This window comes from Lentzea miocenica (genome assembly GCF_033949945.1).
Classification (GTDB): Bacteria; Actinomycetota; Actinomycetes; order Mycobacteriales; family Pseudonocardiaceae; genus Lentzea; species Lentzea miocenica.
Genome location: NZ_JAXAVW010000019.1, coordinates 63871 through 79841, shown reverse-complemented (window position 1 = coordinate 79841; position 15971 = coordinate 63871). Strand labels below are relative to the sequence as shown.

Genomic DNA, 15971 nt, shown 5'->3' with positions numbered 1-15971 from the left:
GCTGTGACAACGCTCATCCACCAGAAGATCGCTGACGAGCTCGGCGTGGCCGCGGGGCAGGTGAGCTCCGCGGTCGAACTGCTCGACGGCGGCTCGACCGTCCCGTTCGTCGCCCGATACCGCAAAGAGGCGACCGGCGGTCTCGACGACGCGCAGCTGCGCACGCTCGAGGAGCGGCTCGGCTACCTGCGCGAGCTGGAGGAGCGCCGCGCGGCGGTTCTCACCTCGATTCGCGAACAGGGCAAGCTCGACGAGGCGCTCGAAGCGCAGATCCTCGCCGCCGACTCCAAGGCGCGGCTCGAGGACATCTACCTCCCGTACAAGCCGAAGCGCCGCACGAAGGCCCAGATCGCACGGGAGGCCGGTCTCGAACCGCTGGCCGACGCGCTGCTGGCTGATCCGGGGCTGAACCCGCAGGAGGAAGCCGCGAAGTTCGTCAACGCCGAGAAGGAGGTCGCCGACGCGGCGGCCGCCCTGCAGGGCGCGCGGGCCATCCTGGTCGAGCGGTTCGGCGAGGACGGCGACCTCATCGGTGACCTGCGCGAACAGATGTGGACGCGCGGCAGGGTCGTCTCCAAGGTCCGCGAGGGCAAGGAGACCGAGGGCGCCAAGTTCGCCGACTACTTCGAGTTCGACGAGCCCTTCTCCAAGCTGCCGTCGCACCGCATCCTGGCGCTGTTCCGCGGCGAGAAGGAGGAGGTCCTCGACCTCGTCCTGGAGCCGGAGGAGCCGAAGGAGGAGGGCCCCTCGTCGTTCGAGGTGCGCATCGCCTCCCGCTTCGGGATCGACGACCGCGGCCGCCCCGGTGACAAGTGGCTCACCGACACCGTGCGCTGGGCGTGGCGGACCCGGATCCTCGTCCACCTGGGCATCGACCTGCGCGGCCGCCTGCGCCAGTTCGCCGAGGACGAGGCCGTGAAGGTGTTCGCCTCGAACCTGCGCGACCTGCTGCTGGCCGCCCCGGCCGGCACGCGCGCCACGATGGGTCTCGACCCCGGTTACCGCACCGGCGTGAAGGTCGCGATCGTCGACGCCACCGGCAAGGTCGTCGCGCACGGCGTCATCCAGCCGCACGTGCCCGCGAACCGCTGGGACGAGTCGATCGCCAAGCTCGCGGTGTGGGCCAAGCAGCACAACGTCGACCTGATCGCGATCGGCAACGGCACGGCGTCGCGCGAGACGGACAAGCTGGCGGCCGACCTGATCAAGCGCCACCCGGAGCTCAAGCTCACCAAGATCGTGGTGTCCGAGGCGGGCGCGTCGGTCTACTCGGCCTCCGCCTACGCGTCCGCGGAACTGCCGGGGCTCGACGTGTCGATCCGCGGCGCGGTGTCCATCGCGCGCCGGCTGCAGGACCCGCTGGCCGAGCTGGTGAAGATCGACCCGAAGTCCATCGGCGTCGGCCAGTACCAGCACGACCTGGCCGAGGCGAAGCTGTCGCGCTCGCTGGACGCCGTGGTCGAGGACTGCGTGAACGCGGTCGGCGTGGATCTCAACACCGCGTCCGTGCCGCTGCTGAGCCGCGTCTCCGGCATCACCGCCGGTCTCGCGGAGAACATCGTGCTGCACCGCGACGCCAACGGTCCGTTCAGGTCCCGCAAGGCGTTGAAGGACGTGGCGCGGCTCGGCCCCAAGGCGTTCGAGCAGTGCGCGGGCTTCCTCAAGATCCGGGACGGCGACGAGCCGCTGGACGCCTCGTCGGTGCACCCCGAGGCGTATCCGGTCGTGCGGAAGATGCAGCAGGAGGCGGGCGCCGAGCTGATCGGCAACACGGCCGTGCTGACGAAGCTGCGGCCGGAGAAGTTCGTGGACGAGCAGTTCGGTCTGCCCACCGTCACGGACATCCTGAAGGAGCTCGAGAAGCCGGGACGCGACCCGCGCCCGGCGTTCAAGACGGCGACCTTCGCGGACGGCGTCGAGAAGATCGCCGACCTCAAGCCCGGCATGGTGCTGGAGGGCGTCGTGACGAACGTGGCCGCGTTCGGCGCGTTCGTGGACATCGGCGTGCACCAGGACGGTCTCGTGCACATCTCCGCCCTGTCCAACACCTACGTGAAGGACCCGCGCGACGTCGTGAAGTCCGGTGACGTGGTGCGGGTGAAGGTGCTGGAGGTCGACGAGGCCCGCAAGCGGATCGGCCTGACGCTGCGCCTGACCGACGAACCGGGCAAGCCCGCCCCGAAGCAGCAGGGCGGGGGCGGCGGCCGGGACCGCCGGCCTCAGCAGCGCGGCGGGCAGCCTCAGCGCGGCGGCCAGAACCGCTCCGCGCCGCCGGCGGCCAGCGGGTCGATGGCGGACGCGCTCCGCAAGGCCGGATTCGGCAAGTAGATCCAACGAAAGAGGCCCCTCCCGGCGTCGGGAGGGGCCTCTTTCGTTCGGTCTACTTGGCGCGCGTGCCCTTCGCCTTCACCAGCTCGGACTCGAACAGCTCCTCGACGGTCGTCAGACCGCCGGGCGCCGACCGGTCGACCTTGGTGACGTACGACTGCGTCGCGGACGGCCGCCCCACCAGCGAGTAGTGCAGCGCCGAGGTCAGCCCCTTGGTGTCCAGGCCGTTGGTCTCGTGGAACGCCTTCAGCACACCGTCCCGGCTGAGGTCCCCGTGCTGGCAGGCCTTCTCCACGACCGCGAGGAACACCATCGCGACCGTGTAGCCGTGGTCGACGTAGATCGCGGGCTTGTCGTTCGGGTAGTGCTTGTTGAACGCCGCCGCCACCTCGCGCGGACCGGCCTGGGTGCCGGTGAACGGCGCCACGGACGTCACGACGGACACCTGCTTCTCCACGGCCGCGCCCACGGGCGAGTCGAGGATCGCGGTGTCGAAGCCGACGACGTTGACCATGAACGGCACGTCCCACTTCAGCGCCGCGGCCACCCCCACCGCGGCGGCGGTCTGGGCCGGCGTGGTGCTCAGCACGACGGCCTTCGCGTTCTGCGCTTTCAGGGCGGCGATCTGCTGGGCCAGGTCGGCCGTGGTCTCACCGATCGGCTGCTCGGCGACCTTCATGTTCCACTGCGTCCCGACGAACCGGCTGCCTTCCACGGCGTTGTCGCCGTAGCTGCCCTGGACGTAGACGTGGCCGATGGTGTCGCCCTCTTTGATGACACCGCGTCGCTTGTAGTGATCAAGCCCGTTGATGACGTCGAGATCGTAGGTGGTACCCACGATCATCATGTGCGGGTTGCCGAGCAGGGACGCGGCCCACGACGCGGGCGCCGTCAGCGTGCGCGTCTGCATGATGTCCGGCTCGATGGCCGCGGTCATCGGCGTGCCCGCCAGTTCCAGCAGGCCCAGGACCTGAGGTTCCAGGTCGAAGTAGGCGTCGAGCGCCTTCTGCACGTCGTACGCGTGGTCCTTCTGCTTGAGCTCGACCCGGCGACCGCAGATGCCCCCGCGGTCGTTGACCTGCTTCAAGTACAGCTCGTAGCCCTTCATGCGGGTCAGCGCGGAGGCTTTGAACGGACCTGTCATGTCCGTGAGGATGCCGAGCGAGATCGTGTCGTCGGTAACGCCCGGCCCGGTCTTCACCTGGACTTTCTTGTCGTCTTTCGCGCCACAGCCGGCGACGAGCACGGCGAGCGCCAAGGCGGTGGGCAGTACACGGCGGCGGAGGGGCATGCAGCAGTCCTTGTCCAAATGAGCTCGGCATACTAAGCGGTAGCTCAGTATTGATTTCGTAGTCACATAATGCCTCTCTATGTGGTACGGAACACAGATACGTAAGGTTCATGTGACTACCGCTCGACTACGGACTGTGCTAGCTCTTCGGTGCCGAACGAAATGAGATACGGCGTGATCGCTCACATTCCGGGTATACGGACGGCATGGCTGACGTGATCACACTTCTGCAGAAGCAGCACGAGACCATCCGCACGCTGTTCGCCGAGGTGGAGACCGCAACGGGCGACGAACGCAAAGACGCGTGGCATCGGCTCGTGCGACTGCTCTCCATCCACGAGACCGCGGAGGAGGAGATCGTGCACCCCGCCGTCGCGCGCGTGAGCGGCGGCGAGCCGATCGTGGACGCACGCGTGGCAGAGGAACACCGCGCGAAGGAACTCCTCAGCACGATGAACGACATCGGGCCCGACGCCGAGGGCTTCGACACTCTGCTCGTGCAGCTCCGTGACGACGTGCTCGCTCACGCGGACCACGAGGAACATGCCGAGTTCCCGCTGCTGCGCAAGGCGCACGACCAGGAACGTCTCGAACGCATGGGTCGCGCGGTGGAAGCCGCCGAGGCGATCGCACCGACCCGCCCGCACCCCGGCGTCGAGAGCCCGATCGCGAACCTGGCGCTCGGGCCGGTCGTGGCCGTGGTCGACAAGGCGCGGGACGCGATCCGCAGGGTGCTCGAGTGAGGATCGTCGTCACCGGCGGTTCCGGAAACGTCGGCACCGCCCTGCGCCGCCACCTCGATTTCGAGGACGTCGGCGTGGACGTGCGCGCGCTGTCCTCGTTGTCCGACGCCATCCGCGGTGCCGACGTGGTGATCCACCTGGCGTGGGCGATCAAACCGACGCACCGCGAGACGAACGTCGACGGCACCGAACACGTCCTCGCCGCGTGCGTCAAAGAACAGATCGGTCACCTGATCTGCGCGTCATCGGTCGCGGCCTACGCCCCGGCGGCTCGGTGGTCGCGCGTCGACGAGTCGTGGTCGCTCACCGGCATCCCCGGCAGCACGTACAGCGCGCACAAGGTCAAGCTCGAAGAGATGCTCAGCCGCTATCCGTTGCCGTACGCGGTCATCAGGCCGTGCGGCATCGCTCAGGCGTCCGCGGCACCGCAGCTGCGACGCTGGTTGCTCAGCCGTTGGCTCCCACCGGCGATGTTGCCGTGGCTGCCGATACCGCTGTGGAACGACTTGCGCCTGCAACTCGTGCACTCCGACGACGTGGCGCGCGCGATCGTGGAGATAGTGCGCCGCAGGGCGTTGGGTGCCTTCAACCTCGCCGCCGAACCGGTGCTGACAGCGCCGATGATCGCCGGACTCGTCGGTGCCGGCCGGATCGCGGTGCCGTACCCGCTGGCCGAGAAGCTGGCGGGGGCGACGGCGCGGGTCGGGTTGCAGCCGCTGACGCCGGAGTGGGTCCGGATGGCCGACCAGGCGCCTCTCGTGCGCACCACCCGCGCGCACGATGATCTGGAATGGTGGCCCGAACGCGACGCGCGTGATGTGCTGCGCGAGGTCGTCACAGCAATGGGGAGGCGTGCGTGAACGAGGTCGACGCGGTCGTCATCGGCTCCGGCCCGAACGGCCTGGTCGCCGCGACGCTGCTGGCGGACGCGGGCTGGGACGTGCTGGTGCTGGAGCAGCGCGCCACACCCGGCGGCGCCGTCGCGTCGGCCGAGATCACCGCTGCCGGCTTCACGAACGACGTCTACAGCGCGTTCTACCCGCTCGGACTCGGCTCGCCCGTCCTCGGCGCGTTGAACCTCGACGTGGAGTGGCAACACGCACCTGCCGTGCTGGCTCATGTGCTGCCGGACGACCGTGTGGCGTTGCTGTCACGTGACGTCGAAACGACGGCGAAGTCGGTCGGCGCGTTCGCACACGCTGACGCCGACCGTTGGCAGGCCGAGTTCGCACGCTGGCGCACGGTGCGTGACGCCGTGCTGGACTCACTGCTGCGTCCCTTCCCGCCGGTCCGTGGCGGCCTGTCTCTCTTGAAGGCTGCGGGCGTCGGTGACGCCCTGCGGCTCGCACGGATGTTGACGCTGCCGGCACGTCGTCTGGGCGAAGAACTGTTCGAGGGCGAGGGCGCCCGTGTGTTGTTGGCGGGCAACACGATGCACACGGACCTCGGCCCGGACCAGGCCGGCGGCGCGGGCTTCGGCTGGCTGCTGGCCATGCTCGGGCAGGACGTCGGCAATCCCGTGCCCCGTGGCGGCGCCGGCGAGCTGAGCGCTTCGTTGGTGCGACGGTTCGGCGGACGCATCGAGACGAACGCTCGTGTAACCGAAGTGCTGCACGCACGCGGTGTCGCCGTTGGCGTGCGTCTGGCAGATGGCTCCGTAGTGCGCGCACGCCGTGCCGTCCTGGCCGACATCCCGGCACCGAACCTGTACCTGGACCTGATCGGCGGCGACGCCCTGCCTGCCAAGCTCACCGAGGACCTGAAGCGGTTCCAGTGGGACGGCGACACGATCAAGGTCGACTGGGCGCTGTCCGGCCCGATCCCGTGGACCAACCAGGAAGCCGCGCAGGCGGGCACGGTCCACCTCGGCGGCGACGTCAACGGCATGGCCACCACAGCCCACGAACTCGCGTGCGGCAAGGTCCCGCGCAACCCGTTCATGGTCATGGGCCAGATGACGACGACCGACCCGTCACGCTCCCCCGCCGGCACCGAGGCCGCCTGGGCGTACACCCACGTACCCCTCAAGGGCAGTTGGACCCCGGACCGCCTGAAGCGCCGCGCCGACCGCCTCGAGCTGATGATTGAGGAGCGCGCTCCCGGCTTCCGCTCCCGCGTCCTCAAGCGATCGGTGCTCGGCCCGGACGAGATCGGCACGGTCAACGGTGGCACCGCGGCCATCCACCAGCAGCTGATCTTCCGGCCCGTACCGGGTCTCGCCCGCGCGGACACCCCGTTCGACCGCCTCTACCTGGCCGGCTCCTCAGCCTGGCCGGGCGGCGGCGTGCACGGCGCGGCGGGAGCGAACGCGGCCCGTGCGGCCCTCACCCGCTGGGGTGCGGCGGGCGAGCTGTACCGGACGCTGATCCAGGGCGCGCACAAAGCGATCTACTGACGCCGGGTGCGAGGGAGTTCACGAGCGTCCCCTGGCCAGCGCGTCGAGGCGCCGGAGGGTTTCCTTGTTACGTGGAATCAGAAGCATGTCCTGCACAAATGCCGGCAGGATCGTCGACGGGCCGCGCACGACGCGCTCGGCCATGTGCACGTGCGTGATCGACTCCGAGCGAGGGCGGAGGGTGAACGTGATCCGCGCCGCCCCGGCCGGCCACAGCCGTGCGTCCAGTTCCAGCAACTGTCCCGGTTCGCACCGCACGACCTCGGTGGTGTCCTGGATGACCAACGGCCACGGCCCCACGCTGTGGTGGATGCGCGTGCCGCACTTGGGCCAGCCGGTGTCCACGTCGCGGATGTGCGACGCGCCCACCACCCAGCCCGCGTAGGACCAGCCGTCGGCGAGCACTGACCACACGGCGCCGATGGGCGCTTCGACGTTCAGAGAGACCTCAGCCACGCCCTGGAGGTACCCCCGGCGTCAGGAGGCAATCCGGCGCGTGCGGCGGCTTTCGGCCTTGCGCTGCAGGTGGTCGGCGCTGAGCTCCAGCTCGTAGGACCGCAACGCCTGGTAGCGCGGCGAGATCCGGAGGGCGAACGTGCCGCTGAGCCGCTCGATCGCCGACGCCGCGCGATCGAGCCGCCTGCGGGCGGCGTCCAGTCCACCGGCCCGCAACATGCGCAGGCAGTTCTCGGCCTCGCAGTTGTACGAGCGGAGCATCAGCGCCGACCAGTCGTCGACGAGCCGGCGCCCGGTGGCGTCCGACCCGTTGTAGGTGACCTGCCCGCCACCTTCGACCGCGGCTCCGTTCTTGATCAGGGTCTTCATCTCGTCGTGGATCAGGTCGAGCTGGGCCTGGTGGTCCACGGACGCGTCGGTGCGGAAGACGCCGGCCCGCTGGAAGGTCAGCTCCTCCTTCAGCGGCTGGAGCTCGGCCCGCGCGCTCTTGATGCGGTGACGCAGCGCGCTCAGCTCGGCGCCGGCGCGGTCGACCTCCTCCAGCGCGTACGTCTGCGCTGTTCGGGCGTCACCGATTCGAGCGAGCAGCTCCTGCAGGCCCTCCACGGCCCGCTCCAGCTCAGCGATCCGGCGGTTCTTGCGCCCCAGCATGCTTACCTCCCCGAACACCGACGAAAGGCCCATGACCGTTCCATCGCAAGGAGGAATCCGCCGTTATCTCCAGCGCTATGCACTCACTCCATCGAGTGATCCCACGAAACGAACGAATCCTTCGGGATCCTCGCTCGTGGCGGACTGCTGCAAGATCACGCTGGTAGCGCCCGCTTCGGCCACCGAGGCGACCAGGTCGGTGACGAACGCGCGGTCCCGCGAGTCCGTCTCGACGTAGACGATCACTGGGTGCTCGCGGGAGGCGCTGATGGTCCGGACGCGGTCGAGATCGGCCGACGCGTCCAGGATCGTGCCGTCACCGACCTCACCGGCGAGGTCCAGCGTCTTCATGCCGAGCCCGCCCACGTAGATCGGCATGGGCTTGGCCGGCGGCCAGTCCAGGGCCACGCCGGTCAGCTTCACGTACCGGCCGTCGCGCGTGACCCGTTCGCCCGCCAGCAGTGCCTTCAGGGCGTCGGTGTACTCGCGGAGAAAGGTCAGCGGCGACGACACCCGCGCGCCGACCTGACCCATCCAGTCCTGCACGCCGTGCCCGACGCCGATCGACACGCGCCCCGGGAACAACCGGTCCAGCGTCGCGGCCTCCATCGCGGTCAGCGCGACGTTGCGCAACGGCACCGGCAGCAGCCCGACGCCGACCTTCAACCGTTCCGTCCAGGCCAGTGCGGCGGAAGCGCAGGCGACACCGCTCTCCAGGAAGCAGTCCTCCCACAGCCACAGGGAGTCCACCCCGGACTCCTCGGCGGCGAGGACGACGGAACGCAGGTTCTCAGGCGGAAGCTGGGGCCGGTAGACGGCGCCGAGTGTGGTCACCCGACAACTACTACCGGCCCCGCGGTCAACTCAGCAACCGCCGCAGTTGTAGTACGTGACGTCCCAGTGGTTCGACTCGAGGTAGTAGATGTTGCCCGAATTCGACTTCCACTTGTTGCCACCGATGGACGAGAACCTGCTCTTGATGTAGTTGGTGACGCAGCTGGACAGGGAGTAGTCCAGCTTGTAGCCGTTCCAGTGCGAGTAGGTGCCCGACGCGTGGCCGGTCTCCGTCCCACCGGTGATGTTCAGCGCACAGCCCGACGCGCTCTTGAACGTCTTGGCGCCCGCGATCGACGTCTGGTTGACCTGTTCGAACGACGTGCAGTTCGGACGGTTGCGGTCGCTGCAGCCGCCGCTGGACGACCAGGTGATGCCGGCCGCGCGCAGCTGCGCGGTCGCCTGCGCGTGGGTGTACTTGGCCGGGGCCGCCGAGGCGACGGACGCGCCCATGATCAGAGCGGCGAACATCGCGATCACGGCTGCGATCGTGCGAACGAACATGCTCTCTCCTTATGCCCAAAGCAAGGTGGGCAGAAGCTAGGAAGGAGCGGTAAAGAGACGCCTAAACCGACCTTTGGCCGATCTTTGGCGCGGTCGTGGACAGTCCCGGTCGTCAACACCAAATCGATCGGAGCAACAACGATGCGCATTCGCCACGCCGTCGCGGCGACCGCACTCTCGCTCGGACTGCTGTCCGGCATCACGGGTATCGCTCAGGCGGCGCCGGAGGGTCCTGCCGAGCAGGAGACCTCCATCTCGCAGGTCCAGGCGGCGGCCGGGTACGGCGGCAAGATCACCCGCACCGAGGTCATCAGCCGGGCGAAGAACTGGTGGGACCGCAAGGTTCCGTACAGCCAGACCGCCTACGCGTGGGACGTCAACCACGGCAAGAAGTACCGCACTGACTGCTCTGGCTTCGTGTCCATGGCGTGGAAGCTGACGTCCAGCCGCAACACGTCCACTTTGGACGAGGTCGCCACCAGGATCTCGTGGGCGAACCTCAAGCCGGGCGACATGATCCTGCGCAACGGCCACGTGAAGCTGTTCGAGAAGTGGGCCAACACGGCGCACACCTCGGTGTGGATCTACGAAGAGGGCAGCACCGCGACGGACATGGACCACGAGACCGTGACGCTCGCGACGCTGAAGAGCGGCGGCTACCTGCCGTGGAAGTACAACAAGATCACCGGCTGATCATCAGCTGATCGCGAGGCCCCATTGAGCTGGCCACTGGCGCACCTCCCCCACTTCACGGGTGCCCAGTCGCGTGAACAGCCCGGCGGCCTCGTCCCAAAGGCGGTCCGCGCCTGCCAAGTCCCCCAGGCAGGCGTGGACCGCTCCGAGGTCTCGCAGGGTGCGTGCCCGCCACAGCGGCAGGCCGAGGTCGTTCCACGAGGTCAGCACCTCGGTCAGGACGATCCGCGCACCGGAGTGGTCGCCGGCCGCGAGCCGCCACTCCCCCAGCGTGCGGCGGACGAGCGCCTCGCCGAACCGGTCTCCGACGTCGCGGCAGCCGTTCAGCGCGGTGTGCAGCAGTTCCTCCGCCGGGTCGAGCAAACCCTTGCGCAGCAGCACTTTCGCCCATGCCTGGGCGGTGTAGCAGCCGAGCAGTTCGTCACCGGTGCCCGCGACCATCTCGTAGGCGCGCACGATGTGCTCCTCGGCCAGGTCCAGCTCGCCGCGGGCACGATGCACGAGCCCGATCCCGCGGGCGGCCAGCGCCTCGCCTCTGCGGCTGTTCGCCTGGCGGTAGACGGATTCCGCGTGCTTCAGGGTGTCGAACGCGCCCTGGTCGTCGCCGAGTTCCCGTTTGATGGAGCCGATGCTGTAGAGCGCGTGGCCGAGGCCTTCCGGATCCTGCGACTCCAGCAGCTCACGGGCTCTGCCGAGCGCCTCCAGCGCGCACCGGTAGTCGCCGAGGTCGCGGCAGACCATGCCGATGCCGTTCATCGCGACGGCCTCGCCGTGCTTGTCGCCGAGGTTCACGAACAACGTCTGCGCGGTGTCGAACCACGAGCGCGCTTCGACGAGGTTGTCGCGCTTGTAGTGCATCTGCCCGAGGCTGCACCGCAGGACGGCTTCGAGTCGCACGTTTCCGGTCTGCCACACGGCTTCCAGCGCCGCTGTGTGTGTTCGTTCCCAGGCCTCGTACCGGTTGCGGAGCCCGAACCAGGCGAACACCAGCACTTCGGCGAGCTGTGACGCGATCTCCGCGAGCCCGAGTTCCGCCGCGCGTTCGACGAGCTTGGTCAGCAGCGACTCCTCGCGCGCGAACCAGGCGTCCTTGTCCGCGGGACGGACCGCTGTCGTGACCACGCCGAGGGAGTCCTGCATGCGCGGCACGGCGAGGAAGAGCTGTTCGGTCAGTCCGTCCACCGTGGACAGTGCGGCGACCACCGCCCTTCTGACCACGTCTTCGCGTTCTTGTGGCGAGTCTTCGGCCTCGGCGAGCTCACGGGCGTGCAGCCGCACCAGTTCGTGCATCCGGTACCGCGCGCTGCCGATGACGTCGAGCAGCCGGGCGTCGACGAGCTGGTCGAGCACGTCCTCGTCGAGCAGGTGCACCCACAGGAAGCTCGGCACCTCGGGCAGCCCGAGGAACCCGAAGATCCGGTACGCCGCCCGGACGTTCTCGTCGAGCGCCCGATAGGTCAGCTCCAGGCTCGACCGCACGGCGAGGTCGTCCGCGACCAGCTCGTCCAGCCTGCTGCGTTCGTCGGAGAGCCGTTTGACGAGCTTGGACACCGGCCAGTGCGACCGCCCGGCCAGCCGCGCGCCGGTGATCCGCACCGCGAGCGGCAGGTACCCGCACAGCCGCGCCACTTCCCTGGCCTGATCGGGCTCGGTCGCGACCCGGTCGTCGCCGAGGATCCGCTTGAGCAGCGTGACGGCCTCGTCGCCGCTGAGCACGTCCAGCGGGATGCGGCGCACGCCTTCCAGCCCGCACAACCGGCTGCGGCTCGTGATCAGCGTCAGGCACCCCGGACTACCCGGCAGCAGCGGCCTGACCTGCGACACGCTCGTGACGCCGTCGAGCACGATCACCACGCGCCGCCCGCTGACCGTCGCCCGCCACAGCGCCGCGCGTTCCTCGGCCGACTCCGGGATCCGCTCGCTCGGCACGTCCATCGCCCGCAGCAACGCGTCCAGCGCCCCGGAGGGTGAGTGCAGGTCCACGAACAGCTGCCCGTCCGGATACCGGTCCGCCAGCCGATGCGCCGCGTGCACGGCCAGCGCCGACTTGCCCACGCCCGCGGGCCCCTCGATCCACCAGACGCCCCCGTCGCCGTCCAGCAGCCGGCTCAGCTCCCGGTCCCGCCCGGTGAAGTCCCCGGCGTCGCGCGGCAGGTAGTTGCGCCGGCTGTCCCGCGCGCCCTCCAGCACGTCCCGGTAGAGCTGCTGGAGTTGCTCGCCGGGCTCCACGCCCAGCTCGTCGACGAGCACCTTGCGCGTCTCCCGGAACACCCGCATGGCGTCGGCCCGGCGCCCGGCCCTGGCGAGCGCGGTCATGAGCTGTCCCCGCAGCCGTTCCGCCAGCGGATATTCGGCGACGAACATGCCAAGCTTCTCGATGAGCTCGGCGTGCCGTCCCAGCGCGAGCTCGACGTCGACCAACGCCTCAGCCGCCGCGAGCCGTTGGACGTCGAGCGTCTGTGCGAACACCACGGGCGTGCCACGCCACAGCTGCAACGCCGCGTTGAGCCCGTCGGCCTTGACCTTGAGGTCTGCCTCGTCACCGGCCGCCGCGACCAGCTTGCGGAACAGGTGCAGGTCGACGTTCTCGGGTTCGGTGTTGAGCACGTACCCCGCCGCCCGATGCTCGACCGGCAACCCGGCGCGGCGGAGGCTCGAGATGTGCACCTGCAGCGACTTGCGCGCCTGCGGTGGCGGCTCCTCACCCCAGATGAGATCGATGAGCCGTTCGACGGGCACGATCCGCCCGCACTCGACCGCCAAGACAGCTAGGATCTGCGCGGGCTTCGGCGGCACTGACGGCTCGACCGGCCCCAGAATCCTTACCTCCACTGCGCCCCCACCAGTGTTGAAGATTCACCAAGTTCTGCGCGGCATTGCCAAATTCTGACGCAGCCCGGCCTTATCCGGTTCCACTTCTGGGTGATGACACTCGAATGGACGCAGATCCGGATGCAACCAGACCAGAGAACACTCCGTCCAGCCCACTTTCAGTGGGCATGAATGTGAACTTCTGTTCCGTTTCACAAGCTCGCTTTGAGCCTGCCGAACTCCTCGCCCAACGCCGGCAGCTGCCAGTGCGCGTTCAACCCGCTCGGATTGGGCAGCACCCACACCCGAGCCCCGCCAATGAGGTCCACCTGCGGCCCGACCTGCGCTTTCTTGCGGCCGAACGCCGCCCGGTACACCGTCACGCCCAGTACCGCGAGAACCTTCGGTGAATACCGCTCGACCTTTTCGGTCAGCTCCAGCCCACCGGCCTTCACTTCGTCAATTGTTAATTCATCGGCCTTGGCACTCGGCCGGGCAACGACGTTCGTGATGCCGAGACCGAGCGCGAGCAGCTCCTCCTGCTCGGCGGGCGCGAACAGCCGAGGCGTGAAACCGGACAAATGCAGGGCGGGCCAGAACCGGTTTCCCGGCCGCGCGAAGTGGTGCCCGGTCGCCTCCGACACGAGGCCGGGGTTGATGCCGCAGAAGAGCACGTCCAGCCCAGGCTTGATCACGTCGGAAATCACTCGCCGAGCCTACGAGACGCCGCGCCCCCCAGGCTTCGCAGCGCCTAAGACGCGGTGGCGGGCACGCGTGGGCGGGGCGTCCACATCGTGTAGCCGGCCCGGCGGGCGTCTTCGGGCGAGTGGAAGAAGGCGTCGCCCTTCATGCGCTTGTAGTAGGGCGATTCGGGCGTGTGGAACATCATCGTGCGCGAGTTCGCCTTGATCGCGGGCGCGACCGGCGTGGGCTCCTCCATGATCGACAGAGGGGCGGCCTCGGACTCGGGGGTCGGGCGGGCGCGCATGGTGAGCCAGGTCAGGACCACGCCGGCGAGGAAGGCGCCCGCGCACAGCAGGAACATCTGGAAGAAGAACCCGAACAACGAACAGCTCCTAGTCCGAAGTGAAGTCCTCGTCGACGCGCATGCCGGGGACCGCGGCGCGCAGGGCGTCGCTCAGCGCGCCCGCGCGGTCCGGGTCAGCTACGCGGGCCGATGCGGTGAGGTGTCCTTTGTGGACCACGCCGGTGAAGTCGGTGACGCCCTGGTCCAGCACGGCGCCCAGCAGGTCCGCGGCAGCCGAAGGCGAGACGGGCATGCGCTCGGCCGCGTTGGGGGTGATCATGTCGGTGATCCGGTGGGCGGCGGTCAGCGCGCGCACGGCGTCGACGACCTCCTGGCGTTCGGCGGCGGACGCGGCGGTGCCGGCCAGCACGATCTCGGACGACCGCACGGCGAGCACCAGGTGGCCGGGTGCGACGTCCGGAGCGGGGTGGGCCGCGAGACCCGCGGTGGCGAGCAACGCAGGCACGACTAGAGCGCCCACGAAGACGCGCTGCAGCAACTGCACGCGCCTGACCTATCTCATCCGGGCGATCCCGTGCCACCACCCGCGGCGAAACACCGAGGTCAACACGCCCGAATTCACTCGTTCGTGGACACCATGACGGGCACGCCGCCGGACACCAGGCGCCAGTCGGAGCCGGTGAAGTCCGAGGGGTTCAGCTCCCCCGCGGCCTTGACCCAGTCGATCAGCAGCTCACGGATCTCCTGGTGCTGGTTGTGCAGCACGGGCGCGGAGGCGATGTGCGGGAAGTCGCCGCCACCGGCCTGCCGGTAGTTGTTCACGGCCACCGCGAACTCGAACGAGTCCCCAACCGGCACGCCGTCGTACGCCAGCCCCACGATTCGCGACCCCACGGGCTGCGAGATGTCGATGTCGTAGGTCAGCGGCGCGGACAACCCGTAGGCGATGTCGAAGTTGTAGTCCGGCACGTCGGCGGACACCTCGGCGGCCGAGAACGGACCCGGACCACTGACCGTGAGGAAGTACCGCGCGGACTCCTCCAGGAAGTCGCGCAGCTGCGCAGCGGTCAACCGCACGCCCACCAGCGTGTTGTCGAAGATGTAGAGCCCGGCGACGTCCCGGATCGACACTTCCCCGGCCGGGATCGCCGCCGCCCGGTTGAACGGCGCGCACAACGACACCACCGGCAACGACGTGGACTTCGAGACCTCCAACGCCTGCACGTGGTTGATGAACCGCAACGCCGGCGTGTCCTCGAACCGCGATCGGGAAGCCGACATCGCGGACGCACAAGTGCCGATGTGCGCGTTCACGTACGAAACGACCTTCTCGTGGTCGTGCCGCAACAGCCGCACGATCCGCGGATCCTCCTCCACCGAGGCGGAAGAGAGCACGGACGACCGCGATCCGACCAGCTCCCAGCGGGTGGTGTACCGCAGGTCGAACTCCATGAGCGACAACCGCTTGCCCGAGTACAAGGGCTCGGTCAGCAGCACCTGCCGCCCGGTGACCTTGTTCGTGACGAACCGCTCGGCGATCTCCACGTGCGCGTGCCCGACCAGCACGGCGTCGATGCCGGGCACGGTCTCGGCCAGGAGTTCGGCGCAGTTCTCCGGGAACGGCACCTGATCACCCAGCGACGACGAGAGATCCGCACCCGAATGCGCGGCCACGATCACCAGATCGGACTTCGACCGCACCTCCGGAACCCAGTGCAGCGCCTGCTCCACCAGGCCGGGGAACGTCAGCACGCCCTCGACGTGAGCACGGTCCCACACCGCGATGCCGGGGTTCGTGAGCCCGAGGATGCCCACCCGCAACGGCGGCCCGTCCGTCCGCCACACCGTCTTGATCACGTACGGCGGGAACGCGGGCAGACCGGTGGCGACGTCCAGCGCGTTGGCGGCCAGCAGCGGGAAGTCCAGCTGCCGCTCGAACGTCCGCAGCACTTCCAGGCCGTAGTTGAACTCGTGGTTCCCCAGCGCCGCGGCCGTGTACCCGATGGCGTTCATCGCGGCCGCCATCGGGTGCACGTGCGAGCGCGTGATCGGCTCGACCCTCGCGTAGTAGTACGCGAGCGGCGTGCCCTGGATGGTGTCACCGGCGTCGAGCAGCAACGTCCGTTGCCGCCCCACAGCCGTGCGCACGTCATTGACCAACGTCGAGATCTTCGCGAGCCCGACGTCGTTGTGCGCGAAGTCGTCGAACTCGCGGTCCCGGTAGTAGTCCCAGTTGAAGAGGTTGCCGTGCAGGTCAGTCGTGCCCAACACAGTCAG

Annotated in this window: 15 protein-coding genes; 5 read left to right on the top strand and 10 right to left on the bottom strand. The window is 68.9% G+C overall.

The features are described 5' to 3' along the window. The first annotated feature begins 3 nt into the window (after window positions 1-3). Window positions 4-2328 carry a Tex family protein gene (locus tag SK803_RS23495; RefSeq protein WP_319968219.1) on the top strand — a complete coding sequence of 775 codons (2325 nt, stop codon included), beginning with the start codon at window positions 4-6 and terminating at the stop codon, window positions 2326-2328. Window positions 2329-2380: 52 nt separating this feature from the next. On the opposite strand, the gene SK803_RS23490 is transcribed toward SK803_RS23495, so the two are convergent. After that, entirely contained in the window at window positions 2381-3619 is a 1239-nt protein-coding gene (locus tag SK803_RS23490; RefSeq protein WP_319968218.1) for an ABC transporter substrate-binding protein, read from the bottom strand. A 206-nt stretch (window positions 3620-3825) separates the two neighbouring features. Here SK803_RS23490 and SK803_RS23485 point away from each other — a divergent pair, with 206 nt between their 5' ends. Genes SK803_RS23485 through SK803_RS23475 form a run of 3 tightly spaced genes read left to right on the top strand, consistent with a single transcriptional unit; the run spans window position 3826 to window position 6757 of the window. Beyond that, on the top strand, window positions 3826-4362 hold the full coding sequence (locus SK803_RS23485) for a hemerythrin domain-containing protein (protein WP_319968217.1): 537 nt from the start codon (window positions 3826-3828) through the stop codon (window positions 4360-4362). After that, the gene (locus SK803_RS23480; RefSeq protein WP_319968216.1) at window positions 4359-5222 is read left to right on the top strand and encodes an NAD-dependent epimerase/dehydratase family protein; all 864 of its coding nucleotides are present in this window, start codon (window positions 4359-4361) and stop codon (window positions 5220-5222) included. The genes SK803_RS23485 and SK803_RS23480 overlap by 4 nt, the downstream gene beginning before the upstream one ends. After that, the gene (locus tag SK803_RS23475) at window positions 5219-6757 is read left to right on the top strand and encodes a phytoene desaturase family protein (RefSeq protein ID WP_319968215.1); all 1539 of its coding nucleotides are present in this window, start codon (window positions 5219-5221) and stop codon (window positions 6755-6757) included. Before SK803_RS23480 ends, SK803_RS23475 begins: the two co-directional genes overlap by 4 nt. An 18-nt stretch (window positions 6758-6775) precedes the next feature. Here SK803_RS23475 and SK803_RS23470 read toward each other — a convergent pair whose 3' ends face one another. The 4 genes from SK803_RS23470 to SK803_RS23455 all read right to left on the bottom strand — a co-directional run bounded on the left by SK803_RS23470 (window position 6776) and on the right by SK803_RS23455 (window position 9202). Continuing rightward, window positions 6776-7213, bottom strand: a complete 438-nt coding sequence (locus tag SK803_RS23470; RefSeq protein ID WP_319968214.1) for an SRPBCC family protein — start codon at window positions 7211-7213, stop codon at window positions 6776-6778. A gap of 21 nt (window positions 7214-7234) precedes the next feature. Then, on the bottom strand, window positions 7235-7864 hold the full coding sequence (locus SK803_RS23465) for a DUF4041 domain-containing protein (RefSeq protein ID WP_319968213.1): 630 nt from the start codon (window positions 7862-7864) through the stop codon (window positions 7235-7237). Between the two features lie 75 nt (window positions 7865-7939). Next, window positions 7940-8698, bottom strand: a complete 759-nt coding sequence (locus SK803_RS23460; protein ID WP_319968212.1) for an LLM class flavin-dependent oxidoreductase — start codon at window positions 8696-8698, stop codon at window positions 7940-7942. Between the two features lie 30 nt (window positions 8699-8728). Further along, entirely contained in the window at window positions 8729-9202 is a 474-nt protein-coding gene (locus tag SK803_RS23455; protein WP_319968211.1) for a hypothetical protein, read from the bottom strand. A gap of 141 nt (window positions 9203-9343) precedes the next feature. Here SK803_RS23455 and SK803_RS23450 point away from each other — a divergent pair, with 141 nt between their 5' ends. Continuing rightward, window positions 9344-9895 carry an NlpC/P60 family protein gene (locus tag SK803_RS23450; RefSeq protein WP_319968210.1) on the top strand — a complete coding sequence of 184 codons (552 nt, stop codon included), beginning with the start codon at window positions 9344-9346 and terminating at the stop codon, window positions 9893-9895. A 3-nt stretch (window positions 9896-9898) separates the two neighbouring features. Here the strand turns inward: SK803_RS23450 and SK803_RS23445 are convergent, their stop codons facing one another. The 5 genes from SK803_RS23445 to SK803_RS23425 all read right to left on the bottom strand — a co-directional run bounded on the left by SK803_RS23445 (window position 9899) and on the right by SK803_RS23425 (window position 15965). Next, complete coding sequence (locus SK803_RS23445) at window positions 9899-12691, bottom strand: AfsR/SARP family transcriptional regulator (protein ID WP_319968313.1); 2793 nt, start codon at window positions 12689-12691, stop codon at window positions 9899-9901. A 227-nt stretch (window positions 12692-12918) separates the two neighbouring features. Then, entirely contained in the window at window positions 12919-13413 is a 495-nt protein-coding gene (gene mug / locus SK803_RS23440) for a G/U mismatch-specific DNA glycosylase (protein ID WP_319968209.1), read from the bottom strand. A 44-nt stretch (window positions 13414-13457) separates the two neighbouring features. Beyond that, window positions 13458-13772, bottom strand: coding sequence for a sunset domain-containing protein (locus tag SK803_RS23435; RefSeq protein ID WP_319968208.1), 315 nt, complete (start codon window positions 13770-13772; stop codon window positions 13458-13460). Between the two features lie 10 nt (window positions 13773-13782). Then, a complete protein-coding gene (locus SK803_RS23430; protein WP_319968207.1) occupies window positions 13783-14238 on the bottom strand; it encodes a hypothetical protein in 456 nt (151 codons plus the stop codon). A 74-nt stretch (window positions 14239-14312) separates the two neighbouring features. Next, window positions 14313-15965 carry a bifunctional metallophosphatase/5'-nucleotidase gene (locus SK803_RS23425; RefSeq protein ID WP_319968206.1) on the bottom strand — a complete coding sequence of 551 codons (1653 nt, stop codon included), beginning with the start codon at window positions 15963-15965 and terminating at the stop codon, window positions 14313-14315. Between the last annotated feature and the right edge of the window lie 6 nt (window positions 15966-15971).